Origin of the sequence: Halobaculum saliterrae, assembly GCF_009831625.1 — an archaeon.
Taxonomy (GTDB): domain Archaea; phylum Halobacteriota; class Halobacteria; order Halobacteriales; family Haloferacaceae; genus Halobaculum; species Halobaculum saliterrae.
Genome location: NZ_WUUS01000007.1, coordinates 45,498 through 64,712, shown reverse-complemented (window position 1 = coordinate 64,712; position 19,215 = coordinate 45,498). Strand labels below are relative to the sequence as shown.

18 protein-coding genes are annotated in these 19,215 nt (G+C 69.4%); 3 read left to right on the top strand and 15 right to left on the bottom strand.

All coding sequences use genetic code 11. The features are described from left to right. Nucleotides 1-20 precede the first annotated feature (20 nt). The 15 genes from GRX01_RS11755 to GRX01_RS11685 form a co-directional block, all read right to left on the bottom strand. Complete coding sequence (locus tag GRX01_RS11755; RefSeq protein ID WP_233741009.1) at nt 21-1,478, bottom strand: DHH family phosphoesterase; 1,458 nt, start codon at nt 1,476-1,478, stop codon at nt 21-23. A 159-nt stretch (nt 1,479-1,637) separates the two neighbouring features. Beyond that, nucleotides 1,638-3,146 (bottom strand): NADH-quinone oxidoreductase subunit N, encoded by a 1,509-nt coding sequence (locus tag GRX01_RS11750; protein ID WP_159667507.1) that lies wholly within the window; start codon nt 3,144-3,146, stop codon nt 1,638-1,640. Further along, nucleotides 3,146-4,678 (bottom strand): complex I subunit 4 family protein, encoded by a 1,533-nt coding sequence (locus GRX01_RS11745; RefSeq protein ID WP_321168062.1) that lies wholly within the window; start codon nt 4,676-4,678, stop codon nt 3,146-3,148. The genes GRX01_RS11750 and GRX01_RS11745 overlap by 1 nt, the downstream gene beginning before the upstream one ends. After that, nucleotides 4,675-6,726 (bottom strand): NADH-quinone oxidoreductase subunit L, encoded by a 2,052-nt coding sequence (gene nuoL / locus GRX01_RS11740; protein ID WP_159667505.1) that lies wholly within the window; start codon nt 6,724-6,726, stop codon nt 4,675-4,677. The genes GRX01_RS11745 and nuoL overlap by 4 nt, the downstream gene beginning before the upstream one ends. 3 nt (nt 6,727-6,729) lie before the next feature. Next, nucleotides 6,730-7,032 carry an NADH-quinone oxidoreductase subunit NuoK gene (gene nuoK / locus GRX01_RS11735; protein WP_159667503.1) on the bottom strand — a complete coding sequence of 101 codons (303 nt, stop codon included), beginning with the start codon at nt 7,030-7,032 and terminating at the stop codon, nt 6,730-6,732. Then, nucleotides 7,032-7,412, bottom strand: a complete 381-nt coding sequence (locus GRX01_RS11730; RefSeq protein WP_321168061.1) for a proton-conducting membrane transporter — start codon at nt 7,410-7,412, stop codon at nt 7,032-7,034. The genes nuoK and GRX01_RS11730 overlap by 1 nt, the downstream gene beginning before the upstream one ends. Beyond that, nucleotides 7,409-7,684, bottom strand: coding sequence for an NADH-quinone oxidoreductase subunit J (locus GRX01_RS11725; RefSeq protein WP_159667500.1), 276 nt, complete (start codon nt 7,682-7,684; stop codon nt 7,409-7,411). Before GRX01_RS11725 ends, GRX01_RS11730 begins: the two co-directional genes overlap by 4 nt. 243 nt (nt 7,685-7,927) lie before the next feature. Continuing rightward, on the bottom strand, nt 7,928-8,389 hold the full coding sequence (locus tag GRX01_RS11720; protein ID WP_159667497.1) for a NuoI/complex I 23 kDa subunit family protein: 462 nt from the start codon (nt 8,387-8,389) through the stop codon (nt 7,928-7,930). 2 nt (nt 8,390-8,391) lie between these two features. After that, a complete protein-coding gene (locus GRX01_RS11715) occupies nt 8,392-9,468 on the bottom strand; it encodes a complex I subunit 1/NuoH family protein (RefSeq protein WP_159667494.1) in 1,077 nt (358 codons plus the stop codon). Continuing rightward, nucleotides 9,465-11,135, bottom strand: a complete 1,671-nt coding sequence (locus tag GRX01_RS11710) for an NADH-quinone oxidoreductase subunit D (protein WP_159667491.1) — start codon at nt 11,133-11,135, stop codon at nt 9,465-9,467. Before GRX01_RS11710 ends, GRX01_RS11715 begins: the two co-directional genes overlap by 4 nt. 2 nt (nt 11,136-11,137) lie before the next feature. Continuing rightward, on the bottom strand, nt 11,138-11,839 hold the full coding sequence (locus GRX01_RS11705) for an NADH-quinone oxidoreductase subunit B (protein ID WP_159667488.1): 702 nt from the start codon (nt 11,837-11,839) through the stop codon (nt 11,138-11,140). Between the two features lies 1 nt (nt 11,840). Beyond that, nucleotides 11,841-12,254: an NADH-quinone oxidoreductase subunit A gene (locus GRX01_RS11700; protein WP_159667485.1), complete on the bottom strand. Its 414-nt coding sequence runs from the start codon at nt 12,252-12,254 to the stop codon at nt 11,841-11,843. 161 nt (nt 12,255-12,415) lie between these two features. Further along, nucleotides 12,416-13,039 (bottom strand): 5-(carboxyamino)imidazole ribonucleotide mutase, encoded by a 624-nt coding sequence (purE, locus tag GRX01_RS11695; protein ID WP_159667482.1) that lies wholly within the window; start codon nt 13,037-13,039, stop codon nt 12,416-12,418. Between the two features lie 22 nt (nt 13,040-13,061). Continuing rightward, entirely contained in the window at nt 13,062-14,243 is a 1,182-nt protein-coding gene (locus GRX01_RS11690; protein WP_321168060.1) for a 5-(carboxyamino)imidazole ribonucleotide synthase, read from the bottom strand. Nucleotides 14,244-14,360: 117 nt separating this feature from the next. Then, entirely contained in the window at nt 14,361-16,448 is a 2,088-nt protein-coding gene (locus GRX01_RS11685; protein ID WP_201289587.1) for a flippase activity-associated protein Agl23, read from the bottom strand. 135 nt (nt 16,449-16,583) lie between these two features. Here GRX01_RS11685 and ribH point away from each other — a divergent pair, with 135 nt between their 5' ends. The 3 genes from ribH to nthB all read left to right on the top strand — a co-directional run bounded on the left by ribH (nt 16,584) and on the right by nthB (nt 19,196). Next, on the top strand, nt 16,584-17,012 hold the full coding sequence (gene ribH, locus GRX01_RS11680; protein WP_159667479.1) for a 6,7-dimethyl-8-ribityllumazine synthase: 429 nt from the start codon (nt 16,584-16,586) through the stop codon (nt 17,010-17,012). Further along, the gene (locus tag GRX01_RS11675) at nt 17,009-18,175 is read left to right on the top strand and encodes a pyridoxal phosphate-dependent aminotransferase (RefSeq protein WP_159667476.1); all 1,167 of its coding nucleotides are present in this window, start codon (nt 17,009-17,011) and stop codon (nt 18,173-18,175) included. The genes ribH and GRX01_RS11675 overlap by 4 nt, the downstream gene beginning before the upstream one ends. Before the next feature lie 340 nt (nt 18,176-18,515). Further along, the gene (nthB, locus tag GRX01_RS11670) at nt 18,516-19,196 is read left to right on the top strand and encodes a nitrile hydratase subunit beta (RefSeq protein ID WP_159667473.1); all 681 of its coding nucleotides are present in this window, start codon (nt 18,516-18,518) and stop codon (nt 19,194-19,196) included. The last annotated feature ends 19 nt before the right edge of the window (nt 19,197-19,215 follow it).

The window sequence follows — 19,215 nt, the reverse complement described above, 5'->3', positions numbered from 1 at the left end:
CGGCGGTCGGCCCCGGCCGATCAGTCCTCGTCGGGGAAGGCGAGGAGCCGGTCGGTGACACGGTGGGGCGTCTCCGGCGCGTCCTCGAGCGCCTCGAAGAACCGGCCGGCGATCGTGTCGTGGACGATCTCGGTGAGCGACTCCGTCGAGTCGTCGCCCACGTCCGCGAGGATGCCGAGGGGAACCTGCGCGCCCGCCATGTCGGCGTGGCCGCCCGCCGATCCCATCTGATCGAGGGCGTCGCGCAGCGCCTCACCCAGGTCCAGGTCCGTGCCGCGGGTCCGTCCCGAGGCGTAGACGACGCCGTCGCGGTAGCCGTACACCAAGGTCGTGTGTACGCCCTCGATGTCGAGCAGGCGTTCGGCCGCCTGCGCGAGCGCGTCGCGGTCGGCTATCTCCCCGACACAGGACGCGACGACCGACCCGCGACGGTCGCGCGCCTCGATGGCACGCGCGAGCACGTTCAACACCTCGGGCGTGAGGCTCGGCGACTCCACCCGGTCGAGGATCTCCGGGTCCACGTGCGACAGAAGCGACGCCGCGGCGTCGAAGTCCGCCTCGCTCACCTCGCGGGTGAAGTCCCTCGTGTCGATCCGGATCCCGTACAGCAGCGCGGTGGCGACCCGCGTCGTCGGGGTCACTCCGAACTGGTCGAGGTACTCGACCATGAGCGTGGACGTGGCGCCGACATCGTCCCGCAGGTCGACGAACGTGGCGTCGATCGCCTCCCGCGGCGGGTGGTGGTCGACGACGACGACGGGCTCGATGTCCATCGGGAGCGAGTCGTTGACGCCCGGCCGCGAGTGGTCGACGAGCGCGAACGCCGCGAACTCCTCGCGGGGGTCGACCTCGGGGTCGAGCTGGCGCATGTCGATGTCGAGGAGGTTGACCAGCGCGCGGTTCTCCTGGTGGGAGATGTCGCCGTAGTAGCACGCCTCGGCGTCGATTCCAGCGAACTGCGCGATCCGAACCAGCGCGAGCGCCGAGGCGATGGCGTCGGGGTCGGGGTTGTCGTGGGCGACGACGGCGAGCGTGCCGTCGACCGAGCGAAGCGTGCGAGCCAGCCCGCGGAGCCGGTCGGCCGTCGCGCCCGTCGACACCTCGAGCACGCGGTCGGCGACGACCCCGATCGGGTCGATGACGCGGTCGGCCAGCTCCCGCAGCGCCCTGAGATCCGCCTCCGTCGCGTCGTCGCCGGCGTACGCGATGACGACCGCCTCGGGGAACCGCTCCCCGGCGCGCTCGGCCGCCGTGAGGTTCGCCGTCGCCGACGCGCCCGCGACGACGACGAGGTCGGCGTGGTCCGGGTAGTTGTCGGGGTCGCGAGGGTCGGCCTCGAGCGCGGCGACGTGTTCGTCGCGCAGCGCCGAGACCCGCCCGCTGTCGTCGGTGATCACGTGGAGGTCGCCGGTCCTGTCGGTCAAGGACTCGACGATGTCGTTGCCGACGGTCCCGCAACCGAGCACCAGCCGACGCATTACGGTGGACACTCGGTCCGGACCGGCAAAACCCTGCCGTCCTCCGACTCCCGGCATCGGCGGACACGCTCGTTGCCGCGGGACGCGAGCGACCGCGGCGCTACGGAACGTTGGAAACGGAAGCGGACGGGGCCGAACGGGATCGGGTCGTCCCGCCGGTTACGGGACGATCGTCGTCGCGACCGACTGGGCCGTCTCGATGACCGGCGCGAAGCCGGGCAACAGCAGCACCGTCGCCACGGCCGCGAAGACGATGGCGGCGTACAGCGCGGTCGGCGTCGAGCCGAGCTCGAACTCGCCGACGGCGTCGTTGAGCCACAGCGCCTTCACGACGCGGCTGTAGTAGAACAGCGACAGCGCGCTGTTGATCGCCCCGACGGCCGCGAGCCACCAGAAGCCGGCGTCGATCGCGCCCATGAACAGGAAGTACTTCGAGAAGAACCCGCCGAACGGGGGCAGCCCCGCCAGCGAGAACATGAACACGGACATGGCGACCGACGCCATGGGCGCCCGGCTCGCCAGCCCGGCGTAGTCGTCGAAGGTGCGGCCGACGCCCCAGTGCTCCGCGAGCGCGACGAACAGGAACGCGCCGGTGTTCATGAAGCCGTACACGAGGAGGTGCGCCATCGACGCGCCCAGCACGTCGCCGCCGGCGCCGCCGCTGAAGGCAGCCAGACCGATGAGCGCGTAGCCCGCGTGGCCGATCGAGGAGTACGCGAGCATCCGCTTGACCTCCTCCTGGGTCGCGGCGGCGAAGTTGCCGAGCGTCATCGTGACGACCGCGAGCACCTGAAACAGGAGCACCCAGTCGATGCCGGCGTCCAGCGGGAAGCCGACGACGAACACGCGGAACGCGAGCGCGAAGCCGGCCGCCTTCGAGGCCGACGAGAGGAACGCCGACACGGGTGCGGGCGCGCCCTCGTACGCCTCCGGCGCCCAGAAGTGGAACGGGACGGAGGCGGTCTTGAACGCGAAGCCGCCGGCGACCATCAGGATGCCGACGGCCGCGACGCCGGTGAGCCCCTCGACGCCGCCCGAGAGCGCGGCGTACACGTCGGGCAGCAGGAGGCTCCCCGTCGCGGCGTACACGAGCGAGATGCCGAACGCGAACACCGACGACGACAGCGCGCCGATGAGGAAGTACTTCAGGCCCGCCTCGACGCTGCCGGCGTCGCGCTTGAGGAACGCCACCAGCGCGTACGACGGCAGCGAGGCGAGCTCGAGCGCGATGAACGCCACGGCCAGGGAGTTGGCCGCCGCCATCAGCGCCATCCCGGTCGCCGCGAACAGCACCAGCGAGTAGAACTCCGCACGGTGCGGGTGGTCGTGAAGGTAGTCGTAGCTCGCGACCACGACGAGCGCCGTGACGGAGGCGAACAGCGCCTGGAAGAACAGCGCCATGCCGTCGACGACGAGCGCGTCGCCGAACAGCGAGATGCCGCCGCCGGTACCGGCCTGCCCGGTCCCTGCCGAGAGGAACCACCCGGCCAGCCCGAGCGACGCCAGCGACCCGACGGTCGCGATGCCGGCCAGAAGCGCCGGCCGGGAGCTGTCGGGGTCGACGCTGTCGATCAGGATGAGCAGCAGTCCGGTCAGTCCGAGCGCCAGGGCCGGCGCGAGCGCGGTCCACTGCGGGAGCTGGTCCGCCTGCATGAGCAGTGGCTCCATCAGGCACCACCCCCGACGACCGCGACGACCGGCTCGATCGCGTCAGTGATCATCTCGAAGAAGATGTTCGGCGCGACGCCGAGCGCGATGGTGCAAAGCAGCAGCACCGCGAGCGGCGCCACGTCGTGGAAGTGCGCGCGGCGCACCTCGTAGTCGGTCTCGAGGGAGAACTCCCCGAACAGCGTGCGCTGCATCGCGAACAGGAGGTACCCCGCCACGATGACGATGCCGAACATCGACGCCGCCGTGAACAGCGGCGCCGACGGGATCACCGTGGAGGCGAACGCCCCCTGGAAGATGAAGTACTCCGCGGCGAAGCCCGCCATGAGCGGGAGGCCCATGTAGCCGAACGCCCCGGCGACGAGGATGCCCACAGTGATGGGCATCCTATCGGCCATCCCGGACATGTCGCCGACCATGCGCGTGTGGGTGACGTTGTAGATGACGCCGACCGCCATGAACATCAGCCCGGAGATGAGGCCGTGGGCGACCATCTGGAACGTCGCGCCGCCGATCCCCAGCCCCGTGTACGCGATGAGCCCGAGGATGACGTACCCCATCGACGAGACGGAGGAGTACGCGACGATCCGCTTGAGGTCCTGCTGGGCGAGCGCGAGCATCGCGCCGTAGATGACCGATATCACGGCGATCGCCGCGATGACCGTCGCCACCAGCGGGCGCGTCGCCACGTCCGGCAGCATCGTGAAGTTGAACCGCAACAGCGCGTACGTCCCCATCTTCAGGAGGACGCCCGCAAGCATCACCGACACCGGCGTCGGCGCCTCGACGTGGGCGTCCGGCAGCCACGTGTGGACCGGGACGACGGGCACCTTCACCGCGAAGCCCGCGAACATGGCCGCGAAGGCGGCCAGCTTCAGCGTCGCCGGATCGAGCCCGACGAAGCTACTCAACTCCCCGGCCTGCAGGGACTGCGTGATCTCCGGCAGCCCGAAGGATCCGACGGGGAGGTTGAACACCAGCGCCATGAACCCGATGAACATGACGAGGCTGGCGATGTTCGTGTACACGAAGAACTTGATCGCGGCGTACTTCCGGCGCGGGCCGCCCCACACGCCGATGAGGAAGTACATCGGGACCAGCACGGCCTCCCAGAAGACGAACCACAGGAAGAAGTCGAGCGCGGTGAACACGCCCAGCAGGTTCGCCTCCATGAACAGCATGAGGCCGTAGAACTGCGACTGCCGGGTGTCGATGGGCGTCCACGCCGACACGATCGCCAGCGAGGACAGCACCGTCGAGAGGACGACCAGCGGGAGGCTGATGCCGTCGACGCCGACGAACCACTGGAGGTCGTAGCCGGCGACCGTCAGCCAGTCGAGTTGCGTCTGGTAGGCGATGCTCCCGGCCATGAGCGCGTTCCCGCCGGCGTCGAAGCCGGCCCACATGTACAGGCTCCCGACGACCGGCAGGAGGCTCAGCGCGAACGCGAGCTTCCCTGCGTACTCGTCGGGCGCCAGCATGACGACCAGCGCGGCGAGGAACGTGATTCCGATGAGTGCCTCGATTATCACAGTAACCACCCCCCGAGAACCCCGAAGACGACAAGCAGTGCCGTCAGTCCCAGCGTCACCAGCGCGGCGTAGTTACTCACGACGCCGGTCTGGATACGTCGGATCCGCGAGCCGGAGAACAGGCTCACGCTGGAGACGGCGTTGACGGCGCCGTCGACGACGCCCTGATCGAAGGTGTCCGCGGCGCGGGCGACGGGGAGGACGACCCGGTTCGCGAGGTACACCTGATACTCGTCCTGGTAGTAGTTGTCGTACAGCAGGTCCTTCGCGGAGCCGAGCTTGTCCGTGTGCTCCACGGGCTCGGGCACCGCGTACAGGCGGTAGGCGAGTCCCAGACCCAGCAACGCCAGCCCGAGCGACACCGCCGCGCCCAGCAGGACCGTCGTCAGCTCGCCGCCGATGTACGCCGAGGAGTACGGGTCGATCTCCGCGTAGTGGTGGACCGTCAGGTCCGAGAAGCCGCCGTCGAGCCATGCGTGGAGGAAGTCCACGTGCGCGCCCGTGAGGACGCGGACCGGCGCGAGGTTGACCGCGCCCGCGACCGTCGCGAGGGTGCCCAGCACCACCAGCGGCCCCTTCACGTTCCAGCGTACCGACTCCGGCGACTCCGCCTGCTCGGTGCGGGCGTCGCCGTGGAACGTGAGGAACACCATCCGGAAGGTGTAGAACGCGGTGACCGGCACCGCAAGCAGGCCGAAGACGTACCCGACCAGCAGGAGCGGCTGGCCGTCCAGTCCGTGGATGAGGGTCTCGAAGAGGATCTCGTCCTTCGACCAGAAGCCGGCGAACGGGAAGATTCCCGCCAGCGCCAGCGACCCGGCGAGGAACGAGTAGTAGGTGACGGGCATCTTGTCCTTCAATCCGCCCATGTCCCACATGTTCTCGTTGTGGTGCATCGCGAGGATGACCGATCCGGCGCCGAGGAACAGCAGCGCCTTGAAGAACGCGTGGGTGAGCAGGTGGAAGGTCGCGGCCACGTAGCCGCCCGCGCCGAGCGCGAGCATCATGTAGCCGTACTGCGAGATGGTGGAGTACGCGAGCACCTGCTTGAGCTCGCGCTTCACGACGCCCATCGTGCCGGCGAACAGCGCGGTGAAGCCGCCGACGAGGGCGATGACGCCCAGCGCCGTCGGCGAGACGGCGTAGAAGCCGTACATCCGCGCGACGAGGTACACGCCCGCCGCGACCATCGTCGCCGCGTGGATGAGCGCGGAGACGGGCGTCGGCCCCTCCATCGCGTCGGGGAGCCACGTGTGCAGCGGGAACTGCGCGGACTTGCCGATCACGCCGCCGAGCACGAGCAGGCCGACGACGGTGAACCACGCCTCGGTACCGAGCCCAAGGAACGTGTTCGCCGTGAACTCACCGGCCAGCGCCTGTTCGGCCAGCACCGGGAAGCCGGGCGCGGCCTCCGTGCCGACGAACTGTGCGGTGCCGAACGTCGCGAAGACGGCGACGACGCCGATCAGGAAGAAGTAGTCGCCGAAGCGGGTGACCAGGAACGCCTTCTTCGCGGCCGACGGCGGCCCGGGCTCGCGGAAGTGGAAGCCGATGAGGAGGTACGAGCACAGCCCCACCAGCTCGAAGAACATGAACGCCATGAGCAGGTTGTCGGCGACGACGAACCCGAGCATGGACGCCGTGAACAGCCCGAGCCCGGCGTAGTACCGCGGGAGCCCGGTCTCCCCGTCGTCGTTCATGTACCCCAGCGAGAAGACGTGGACCAACAGCGCGACCAGCGTCACGATGACGAGCATCATCGACGACAGGGGGTCGATGAGCAGGCCGAAAGTGAGTTCGAGCCCGTCCGACCCCGGGACGGCGCCGACGGCCCACGTGTAGATCGTTTCGTCGTACACCTCGCCCCCCGCCACGGCGGCGGCCATCGCGACCGACAACACCAGCGACCCGGCGGTCGCCGCGATCCCGGGGATGGCGCCGCCCTTCGGCAGCAGGTCACGCCCCGAGAGGGCGGTCCCGACAGCGATCAGGAACGAGAGGAACGGGAGCAGTACGATGGCCGGCCCGAAGTCGAAGATTCCTGCCATATGTTACCACCTCATCGTCGTCGCCTCGGTCACGTCGATCTCGTGGAAGTTGCGGTACAGCACGAGGATGATCCCGATGCCGATGGCGACCTCCGCGGCCGCCAGCGCCATCGTGAACAGCCCGAACGTCTGGCCCGTCACGTTCCCCCAGTAGTAGGAGAACGCGACGAGGTTGATGTTGGCCGCGTTGAGCATCAGCTCGACCGACATCAGGAACAGCAGCGCGTTCCGACGCGTCAGCAGCCCGAACACGCCGATGCAGAACACGGCGGCCGCCAGGAGCAGGTAGTACTGCGGCGGCACCATCAGTCGTCACCCCCGCGGAGCGCGTCGCGGATCTCCCGCCCGCCGTCCGCGAGCACGCCGCCGATCCTGCCGTCCTCCTCACGTTTCGCGAGGAAGACCGCCCCGTCGATCGCGACGTCGAGCACGATCGCGATGAGGATGAACGCCACGACGAAGCCCTCGCCCGAGACGACCGTCTCGGAGAGGATCCCCGTGTCGACGTTGAACATCGCGTACCCGATGCTCGCGGTGATCGACGCGCCCTCGGGGAACCCGGCGGGCTCCCCGAAGGACGCCTGCAGGAACACGATCGCGAGGACGGCGAACAGCGCGACCGCCGCCAGCCCGGGCAGCAGGTGCCCCCCGAGCTTCAGCCGCGGTCGCGACCCGGCGTCGCTCACGCGTCGATCACCTCCGCTCCCTGCGGTTCAGCTTCCCTGCGCACCAGCATCACGGCGAACGTGATGAGGATCAGGACCCCGCCCACGTAGACGAGGATCTGCATGGCGGCCAGCAGCTCCGCCTGCAACATCACGTAATGCACCGCGACGCTGAGGAGCGCGGCCCCGAGGAGGAGTGCGGAGTGCCACACGTCCTCGACGAGGACCACGCCCAAACTGCTCCCCACGGTGACGAGGGCGAACAGCGCGAACGCGATAGTCTCTACAACCATTACGGGACAGTCCCTCCGGAGTCCGTTTGAAGGTTTCGAGAACGTTTGCGCGTGTGTGGGTGCGCGTGTGTGAGTTTCGGGGCTCTCGGCCGGATCGCTTTTATATGATATCGCGGGAGCGACGGATCGGCGAGGAGGGTCGCCGGATCGGGCCTCACGATCTGGTCGATCCGCTGCTCTCCGAGGCAGCGGGACGAAGGAGAACCCGGCGCGGACGCCGGAACTACGGACGCAGCCGAAGGGTTACTGGTAGTCGATCTCGCCGTCGCCCTCGCCGACCCACGCGTCGCGGTCGGGGTTGCGCGAGTTGAGCGGGTCGATACCCTTGTACCAGGGGACGTTCTTCAGCTGTTCCTTGTTGTAGACGAAGTCGTCCTTCGTGTCGGCGGTGAACTCGAAGTTCTGCGTCAGCAGGATCGCGTCCACCGGACAAACCTCCTCACACAGCCGACAGTAGATGCACTGGCCGATGTGGAGGTTGTACTGTTCGCCGTTGCGCTGGTCGTCCTGCACGATCTGGATCGTGTCGTTCGGACAGACGTTCTCACACTGGCGGCACCAGATGCACCGCTCCTGGGAGAACTTGTGGACCCCGCGGAACCGCGGGCTCACCTCGGGCGCGACGTCCGGGTACTCGACCGTGAACGTCTTGCCGTCCAGCGCGTGCTTCATCGTCGTCGCCATTCCTTTCAGGATTCCGATCATTGTTACGCGAGCACCCCCACGATGACCGCGGTGAGGACGAGGTTCGCAAACGCGAGCACGAGCATGCCCTTCCAGCCGATCTCGATGAACTGGTCGACGCGAAGCCGCGGGACCGCCGAGCGCAGCCACTGGGTGAACAGGAAGAACGCCCAGATCTTCGCGGTGAACCACACGATCCCCAGCGCCGCCGGACCGGGCCCGGCCGGGCCGCCGAGGAACAGCGTCGCCGCGATGGCGCCGCCCAGGAAGATGTGGATGAACTCGCCCAGGTAGATGAGCACGAAGTAGACGGAGGAGTACTCCGTCTGGTACCCGGCGACGATCTCGGTGGGCGCCTCGGGGATGTCGAACGGGTTCCGGCCCACCTCCGCGACGTTCGCCACCACGAACAGCACGAACGCGAACGGGTTCACGAACGCGAACCACTGCGGGATCGTGACGCCGGCGACCGAGATGAACGCCGCCTGCTGGGCCTCGACGATCGCGCTCATCTGGAGCGTCCCCGTGAACAGCACGACGGAGACGCCGGTGACGATGAGTGGGATCTCGTAGGCGATGTTGGACGCGACGGCGCGCAGGCCGCCGAGCAGGCTGTACTTGTTGTTCGACGCGTAGCCCATCATGATCAGCCCGAGGGACGCGATCGAGGAGGCGGCGAACGCGAACGCCAGCCCCGTCTCGGGGTCGGCCAACTGCAGGCCGCTGCCCATCGGGATGACCGCGAAGCCGAGCAGTGCCGAGAACGGGATGAGGAGCGGTCCGAGGTCCCACGCGGGGCGGTCGGCGCCATCGGGGACGATCAGCTCCTTCGAGAGGAGCCGGACCGCGTCGGCGACGATGACGAACAGGCCGAACGGGCCGATCCGGTTGACCGCGATGCGGTCGGTGAACGCCGCCGTGATCTTCCGTTTCGCCCAGGGACCCGCGAAGGCCGTGTTGATGAGCAGGAAGTTGGCGATGAGGAACGCGCCGAGCAGCGCGGCGACGATCTCGCCGGCGACCCCGTAGGCGTTCAGTCCCAGCAGGTTCGCGATCGTGTCGGGGAGCATCCCCTGTTGGAGCGGGACCGCCCCGGTCATCTGTCCACCTCGCCGAGGACGATGTCCAGGCTACCGAGCGCGGCGACGAGGTCGGGCACGTACTCGCCCTCGGCCATCTCGGGCAGGGTCTGGAGGTTCGAGAAGCACGGCGACCGGATCTTGAACCGCGCCGGCTTGTCCGTGCCGTCCGACCGCATGTAGATCCCGAGCTCGCCCTTGGCGCCCTCGACCGCGCGGTAGATCTCGGTGTCGTCGTCCGGCTTCAGCGTCCGCGGGACGTTGGCCTGGATGGTGCGGTCCTCCTCGGGCCAGTCCTCCAGCAGGTCGATGCACTGCTCGATGATCTTCGCGGACTCCTCGACCTCACGCAGGCGCACGAGGAGGCGGCTGTAGTTGTCGCAGCCGTCCTCGGTGACGACGTCCCAGTCGAGCTCGTCGTAGTAGCCGTACGGGTCGTCGCGGCGCAGGTCGTAGTCGATGCCCGACCCGCGGGCGACGGGCCCGGTGGCGCCGTAGCTCTTGGCGACCTCCGGCGGCAGCACGCCCGTGTCGATGGTGCGCATCTGGAGGATCTCGTTGCCGGAGATGAGGTCGTGGTACTCCTCCAGCGCCTCCGGGAGGTCCTCGAGGAAGTCGCGGGTCTTCTCGAAGAACTCCTCGCGGGGCTCGGGCAGGTCCCAGACGACCCCGCCGAGGCGGAAGTAGTTGAACATGAGCCGCTGGCCCGTCAGGTCCTCGAGGATGTTCTGGACCTTCTCGCGGTCCCGGATCGCGTACATGAAGATGGCCGTGAAGTCGCCGTACACGTCAAGCGCGAACGTGCCGACCGCGAGCATGTGCGCGGCGATCCGGCACAGCTCCGCGCCCATCGTCCGGATGACCTGCGCGTACTCGGGCACCTCGATGTCGGCCATGTCCTCGGCCGCGCGGGCGTAGGCCCACTCGTTGAGCAGGCCCGCCGAGATGTAGTCCCAGCGGTCGGGGTACGGCATGATCTGGTGACGGTACGTGCCGTTCTGGCAGATCTGCTCCTCGCAGCGGTGGAGGTAGCCGATGTCGCTCTCCACGTCGGCGACCTGCTCGCCGTCCAGCGTCGTCTTCAGGTGGAGGACGCCGTGGGTCGCCGGGTGGTGGGGACCGATGTTGAGGAACATCGTGTCCGTGTCGTCCTCCCCGCGGTGGTCCTCCTGCAGCGGGTTCGCGTTCTCACGCAAGGGGACGACCTGCGGACGGTCCTGGTCGTAGTCCTTCGCGAGGGGGTGCCCCTGCCACGACTCCGGCAGAAGGATGCGGCGGAGGTCGGGGTGGTCGTCGTAGTCGATCCCGACGAGGTCGTACGCCTCGCGCTCGTGCCAGTCGGCCGTCCGGAACACGGGCTCGGCCGACTCGCTGACCGGGTTCTCCCGGTCGGCCGGGACGACGACGCTGACCTCCTGGGTCGGGTCGTCGAACTTCTTCAGGTGGTAGATGGACTCGTAGCGGTCCTCGTACTCCTGGGCGGTGACACACGAGAGGTGGTCGTACCCCGCCTCGTTCTTCAGCGTCGAGAGGACGTCCTGCACCGCGTCCGGACGGATCACGTAGCCGGGCGCGTTCAGGTGCTCCTCGCGACCGATCACCTGGTCGCCCAGCAGTTCCGCGAGCTCGTCGGGGGACTGTTCCTCGACCGGTGCCGGCGCGTCCGGCTCGGGTTCTTCCAGACTCATAGTCAGGGGGAGTCCGCCCAGTTGTACCGCATGACGAGGTCCTCCTCGTCGATCTCCCGAGCGAGCTGGTCGACGATCTCGTCGCGGTCGAGGTCGCCGAACTGCTCGAGCTCGTAGGGCTTCACCGTCACCGGCGACGACTCGCCGTTGGCGATGCGCTCCTGGAGCTTCGCGACGCCGTACACCAGCGCCTCGGGGCGCGGCGGACAGCCGGGCACGTGGATGTCGACCGGGATGACCTCCTCGGCGCCCTTGATCACGTTGTAGCCCTCCTGGAACGGACCGCCGGAGATCGTGCACGAACCCATACCGATGACGAACTTGGGCTCGGGCATCTGGTCGTAGACGCGCTTCATCCGCGGCGCGAACTTCGAGACGATCGTCCCGGGGACGATGATCACGTCGGCCTGTCGCGGCGACGCGCGCGGCACGCCGGCGCCGAAGCGGTCGAGGTCGTGTTTGACCGCGTAGGTGTGCATCATCTCGATGCTACAGCAGGCGATCCCGAACTGCAGCATGAACATCGAGGAGCCCCGCACCCAGTTCATGAACTTGTCGAACTTGGTGAGGATGAACGGCGAGGAGCCGAACGCCTCCCGAAGCTTCGAGTTGAAGCGGTTGTCCTCGCCCGTCATCCGGGCGTCCCGGGTGTCGGTCAGTACCTGGCTGTCGTCCGTGACGAACGGTCTGTTGTCGCTACTCATATCAGGAACGCTCCGTCTTCTGTCTCGCCGCACGCGGGCTGGAGACCCACTTCACGGCGCCCTGTCGCCACGCCCACACGAGTCCGACGACCAGTACCCCGATGAAGACGAGCATCGGGAGCAGTACCGTCGTCAGCCCGGCGCCCGCCTCCAGCGCGGGCCCGTAGATGACGGCCCACGGGAAGATCAGAACGGTCTCGATGTCGAACACGACGAACAGCAGCGCAACCATGTAGTACTGGATGTTGAACTGGATGCCCGTCGCCGACCCCGTCGGGATCTCACCGGACTCGTAGGTGGCGCTCTTGCCCTGTTCTGGCACGCTCGGGCGGAGGAGTGCGGACACCGCCATCATCCCGAGGGGGATGCCCACGCCCATCACCGCCAACGCGCCGATCGCTATCCATGCATTCATACCGGGTTCTCCGTATCGTACGCCGGTTTGGCGCCCCCACAGATAAGTGCTTCACTTACGCGTGCACGCGTGTACCGCCGGGTTCGAGGCGACACGCGCCCGGTCGCGCCGAGGGGGAGGTCCTGTCCCCGCGCGGAGGTCGCGAGTCGTCCGCTCCGGGATTACCGCTCGCGCCCGCGGGACTCACGGAACCCCTCGACCCCGAGATCGTGGAGATCCGCCGATACGTCAGCGACGTCCGCCACGAGGTCCTCGTGGTACTCGACCAGCCGCTCCTCGACCTCGTCGTGTTCCCGGGCGAGGATCTGCGCGGCCGATAACGCGGCGTTGAACGACTTGCCGGCGTCGACGGCGACGATTGGCGCGCCCGTGGGCATCCCGATCACCGAGTCGACGGACTTCTCCTGCACGGGCACGCCGATCACCGGGATCGGGTACGCGAGGCTCGCGGTCATGTTCGGCAGGTCCGCCGACTTTCCACCCGCCCCCGCGACGATCACGTCGAGGCCGCGGTCGGCGGCGGTCTCGCCGTACGCGTACATGAGTTCCGGGGTCCGGTGTGCGGAGACGACGTACGCCTCGTAGGTGAACCGCGCCGCGGGCGGGTCGTGGAAGTCGGTCTGTTCGTCGAACCCCAACTCCTCGAGCGCGTCGAACGCGCCCTGCATGGTGTCCAGATCCGAGTCCGATCCCATGATCACGCCCACGTCGGGCGTGGAGTCCGGCTCGGCGTCGCTGTTCGCCTCCGATTCGAGTCGGTCGATGAGGTCCTGAACGGTTGTCATGGTGGGTCGGGTCCGTGGGCGGTCACTCGAAGGTCAGCCCGTCGCGGAGGTCGCGGGCGCGGGCGAGCAGGTCGTCGCGATCGGCCGTGTCGTCGTCCGCCGCGGCGGCGCCATCGGCGTCGACGAGCGTCAGATGGCCCAGCTTCCGCAGCGGGCGGGCCTCCCGCTTCCCGTACCAGTGGAGGTGTGCGTTCGGCGCGGCGAGCACGTCGCCGACGCCCGACAGGGACGCCGGGCGCGGTTCGGACACGTCGCCGAGGACGTTCGCCATCACCGTCGGCGCGCGCGCCTCGGCGGTCCCGAGCGGCCAGCCGAGGACGGCGCGGACGTGCTGTTCGAACTGGGAGGTCGTCGCCCCCTCGATGCTCCAGTGGCCGGAGTTGTGCGGTCGGGGGGCGACCTCGTTGACGGAGACAGTGCCGTCGGGCTCCTCGAACAGCTCCATCGCGAACACGCCGCGCCCGTCGAGCGTCTCCAGCGTGTCGAGCGCGACCTCGCGGGCCCGCTCGGCGACCCCCTCGGCGCAGCGGGCCGGGGCGACGGTCTCGCGGAGGATCTCCTCGCGGTGGACGTTCTCGACGACGGGGAACGCCCGTCGTTCGTCGTCGCCGCGGACGGCCACGACCGAGAGCTCCCGCTCGAAGTCGATCAGCTCCTCGGCCATCGCGCCGTCGTCGCCGGCGCCGACCGCGGACAGCTTCGCCTCGTAGTCGTCGCCCGGCTCGACGGGGAGGTTGCCGCGGCCGTCGTAGCCGCCGGTGCGGGCCTTGAGCATGCAGCCGTCGAAGCGCTCGACCGCGTCCGCCAGATCCGCGGCGTCGTCGACGGCGACGAACTCAGGGACGGGGATCCCGGCGTCGGCGAACGCCCGCTTCTGGACGAGCTTGTCCCGGATCGTCCGGAGCGCGTCGGGCGAGGGGTGAACCGGCACGTCGTACTCCTCGCCGATCTCCTCCAGCACGTCGGGGTCGGCGAGTTCGATCTCCAGCGTCAGCGCGTCGGCCCGCTCGGCCAGTTCGCGGACGGCGTCGGGATCGTCGAAGGCGCCCTCGATCTGCTCGGCGACGCGCGAGGCGGGACAGTCCGGCGTCGGATCGAGCACGACCACGTCGACGCCCAGTGGCGAGGCGGCCTCCCCCAGCATGCGGCCGAGTTGACCCCCGCCGACGACGCCCAGCGTCGGACCGGGACAGGTCGGTGTCACGGACGTCGATTCGGCAGGTCCGCGAATAAATCTTGCTTCACGGCACGGAAACTGTGCACAATCGTGGCTACATCGTCGACCGGTCGGGCGGAAGTTCGAGGGCGTTCCCCGTCCGGCTCACTCCCGAGCGTCCGCGAGCGCGGCCTCGTCAATGAACACGACGATCCGTTCGGTCCACAGGCGGAAGGCGTAGTCCCGAGACTCGTAGCCGTCGAGTCGCGACTCCAGCTCCTCGGCGTCGTTGGGCTTGGCGATGACGACCGGCGGCATCTCATCGGCCGGCGGGAGCCCGTCGTATCTGGCCTCCGGGGGCGTCGAGGTGACGTTCGCGTCGTGGAGTTCGAGGTACCACGGCGTCGGGAGCCGGGAGTGCCAGCTCGGCCCGCCGGGCGGCATCCGGTCGACGCTCGACTCGTCGGAGACGTACAGCCGCGTTCCCCGTCCGGTGTCGGTCCCGACGAACAGCACGTCGGCGCCCTCGTCGTTGTCGCGGGCGACCGCGACGGCGTCCTGCAGCGCCTCCTTGTAGGCGTTCTCCGGCTGGGCCCACTGCAGCACCTGCTTGTCCTCGGCCGACGCCGAGTTCCAGTAGTCCGCGTTCGGGGCGGCGACGCCGCCGACGGCCGCGAGCACGACCAGCCCCGCGAGCGCCGCCGTGACGGCGTCGTCGCTCGCGAACGCGCCGCGCATCGAGTCGGCCACCGAGGCGAGGCCCACGGCCGCGGGGATCGCCAGCGGGAGGACGATGTGGATCGCAGCCCACGGCGCCTGGATGTCCGTCGCGACGGGATAGCCGACCAGCGACGCCGCGCCCCAGTACGTCGCGTACGCGACGAGCGAGCGCGTCCCCCGCGCCTCGCCGTAGCCGTCCGCGAGGAAGCCCACGAGCGCGAGCACGACGAGCACGCCGGAGCCGTACGCCAGCGTCTCGAGGATGTCCCAGAGATACGGGACGTACGGGTGCCCGGAGTGGTTGCCGGAGGCCCACGTGCCCCAGAACTTCTCGCCGGCGCCCCACGTCGCGTCGTACAACACCGTCCCGAGCGTCGGCGCCGCGTCGGCTCCGGCGGCCCCGGCGGACGCCGACGCGACGCCGAGCGCCTGCCACAGGTCGGGCCGCGGCGCGTAGAAGAACGCGACGACGCCGAGGAACGTCGCGGCGACGCCGACGGCGCCGAGCGGAACCCAGACCGCGAGGTGGCCGAGGAAGCCGGCCTCCCAGCCCCAGTGTGCGTCCGGGTCGCGCTGGCGGACGCGACGCTCGATCCACCGTCTGGTTCGCGACCCCGCGGTCCACCCTTCGAGGAACTGCCCGAGCGCGACCGCCTCGGCGACGAGGGCGTCCAGCGGCGACCCGGTCCGGCGGGCCGTCCTGACGAGGCGATGGTCGAGCAGGAGGAACCCGGCGCCGAGGAAGCACGCGACGTACACGAGCGCGTTCTCCTTGGCCGAGAAGCCCAGCGCGAGCAGGGCGGCCGACCCGAACAACGGGAGCGTCCGCCGCGTGTCGATCGCGTACACGACGAGCGCGAACGCCGCGACGGCGAACGAGCCGACGAGCACGTCGCCGCGCATGAACCGGCCGTAGTAGACGAGCAGCGGGTCGACCGAGAGCACCAGCGCGAGCGCGACCACCTCGCGGTCGCGGAGCCGGTGGCGAAGCAGCAGCGCGACCAACGGGAGCAGCCCGCCGACGAGGGCGACCGGAAGGCGCGCGGCGAAGTCGGACGCACCGATCAGGTCGAAGAGCGCGTTGTTGACGACTGGGAGGAACGGCCCGTGGATGATCGGCCGGTAGAAGAACTCGCCGGTGGCGTCGAACCGGAGGATCCAGTAGCCGACGCGCCCCTCGTCCCAGTGGAAGATGCGCTGCCCGAGCTGGACCGTCCGGAGCAGCAGCGATCCGACGACTATCAGGAGGACCGCGGCCCTCACGGGGTCGTCGACGCGGTCGCCGAGGCGGTCGACGAGGTTCCCGGACGGCGAGCCGTCGACTCCGCCCGATTCTACGCCGGAACTGGCGGTGTCGGCGTCGTCGCCGGTTGACACTGCCGCGTCCGCATCGACGGACCCCTCGGCGTCGTCGCCCTCGATCGGATCCTCGGCGTCGACGTCGACGTCCGAACCGACCGCGTCGGCGGGAGCGTCGCCGTCGCCGTCGGTCCCGTCGGGGGCTGACTCGTCCCCGCCGGCGGGATCACTCATTGCGCAGCGGTCGCACGCCGGCGGTAACAACTCTTGTGGAATGGACCGTCGGAGCCGGGCGCACGGGACGCGCCCGACCGGACACATCCGCCCGGAGCGGTACGCATTTCCGCGGGCCCGCCGTCGACTCGCACAATGACCGAGACGACACTCGGCCTGGTGGTCGCGCGCTACTACGCGTCCATCGCCGAGGCCATGGAGGAGTCCGCCCGCGAGGCGGTCGCCGAGCGCGGCGCCGCCGTCGCCGAGACCGTCGACGTGCCCGGCGCCTACGATACGCCGCTGGCTGCCGACCGGCTCGCCCGCCGAGACGACATCGACGCCGTCGCCGTCGTCGGCACCATCGTGTCCGGCGACACCGACCACGACCAGGTGATCGGGCAGGCGATCGCGACGAAGCTCGCGGACGTGAGCCTCGACCGCGACACGCCCGTCACCTTCGGCGTGTCCGGCCCGGGGCAGTCGGGGGCGGAAGCGCGCGAGCGCGCCGAGAAGGGCGCCGAGGCCGCCGACGCCGCCGTGGATCTCGCTGAGGGACTCCCCACCGCGGAGGTGGCCGCATGAGCGACTTCTCCTACGAGTTCAGCGAGCGCGTCGGCCGCGTCGAGCCGTCGGCGACGCTGGCCATCTCCAACGCCGCGAACGAACTTGAGGAGGCCGGCCACGACGTGGTCGACCTCTCGGTCGGCGCGCCCGACTTCCCCACACCCGAGAACGTCGTGGAGGCCGGCAAGGACGCGATGGACGCGGGCCACACGGGCTACACCTCCTCGAACGGCGTCCCGGAGCTGAAGGAGGCGATCGCCGAGAAGCTCCGCGCCGACGACATCGACGCCGACGCCGACGACGTGATCGTCACGCCCGGCGCAAAGCAGGCGCTGTACGAGACGGTCCAGACGCTCGTGGACGACGGCGACGAGGTCGTCCTCCTCGACCCCGCGTGGGTGTCCTACGAGGCGATGGTGAAGCTCGCGGGCGGCGACCTCGCCCGCGTCGACCTGGCGCCGCACGACTTCTCGCTGGCGGACGGCATCGACGACCTCGCGGAGACGGTCTCCGACGACACCGAGCTCCTGATCGTCAACTCCCCGTCGAACCCGACCGGCGCCGTCTACTCCGACGAGGGACTGGAGGGCGTGCGTGACCTCGCGGTCGAGCACGACTTCGCGGTCATCGCCGACGAGATATACGACGAGATCGTCTACGGCGTCGAGCAGACCAGCCTCGCGAGCCTCGACGGCATGGCCGACCGCACGGTCACGATCAACGGCTTCTCGAAGGCGTACTCGATGACGGGCTGGCGGCTGGGCTACCTGCACGCGACCGGCGACCTGGTGTCGCAGGCGGGGAAGCTCCACAGCCACTCGGTCTCCTGTGCGACGAACTTCGTCCAGCGCGCGGGCATCGAGGCCCTTCGCAACACCGACGAGTCCGTCGAGGAGATGCGCGCGGCCTTCGAGTCCCGACGCGACATGCTCGTCGACCTGTTCGACGACCACGGCGTCGACGTGACGGTGCCCGACGGCGCGTTCTACATGATGCTCCCCGTCGCCGACGACGACTCGGCGTGGGCCGAGGAGGCGATCCAGGAGGCGCACGTCGCCACGGTCCCCGGCTCCGCCTTCGGCGCGCCCGGCTACGCTCGTATCAGCTACGCCGCCAGCGAGGAACGTCTGAAGGAGGGCATGCAGCGCCTCTTCGACGCGGGACTGCTGGGCGACGACTGAGGGGGCGATCGGCGGCGACGCGACGAGACGACGCAGACTCCCCGCCGCGGCCTCTCGCGGGAGTCCGAGTTCGATGACAGCCATTCGACCGCCCAGCGACGGCGCCCGTCCGAGTCTCGGGCGGGACTGAAAGGGGTCGCCGGTCCCGACGAAGGCGCGGAGCGGCACGCACCGCAGGCGAGTGAGCGACGCGAACGAGCCGAGGAGCACGCCGCCCGCACCGAGTCGTGACCGGCGGGGGCTTTCGCGGTCGTGTTCACGATGTCGGTCACTCCGTCGACCGCGAGCCACATGTCACCACGTGCCGAGATTTTATCAGCCACGCCGGAATCAACCGTGTATGGACGGGATCCACGACGTCGGCGGGATGGACTCCTATCACGACCTCCCGCCGGACCAGCCCGACGACGCCAGCCCGTTCCACCACGAGTGGGAGGGCGTCGTCCAGTCGCTGTACATCACGGGGCTCGGCTCGGACGCGTTCGAACTCGACCGCTTCCGGTACACGCTGGAGGGCGACGACCCCGAGCGGTACCTGACGGTTCCCTACTACGAGCGCTGGCTGGGCGCCCTCGAGACGCTGTTCGTCGAGGCGGGCGTCGTCGACGCCGCCGAACTCCGCGAGCGGGCCGAGGCGTTCGCGGAGGGGGAAGCCGAGGTGCCGGACGAGACGGACTCGGAGCGACTGCCCGAGCTGCTGGAGGGCGTCCGCGAGAAGTACCTGAGCCGCCGCGGGGACGGCGATCCGTCGTTCGCCGTCGGCGACCGCGTGCGGGCCGTGAAGCGCCATCCGGCGGGACACACGCGGTGTCCACGCTACGTCCGCGGCGCCGAGGGCGAGATCGTCGCCGACCGCGGCGCCCACGTGTACCCCGATGAGAACGCCCGCAGGGGCGACGACGAGCGCGCCGAACAGCTGTACAACGTCCGCTTCGACGCCGAGGAGCTGTGGGGAGAGGACTGCACCGACGCCGACGGTCTGCACATCGAACTGTGGGAGCCGTATCTGACCGCGGTCTGACCGGCCCCGCCGGCCTCCC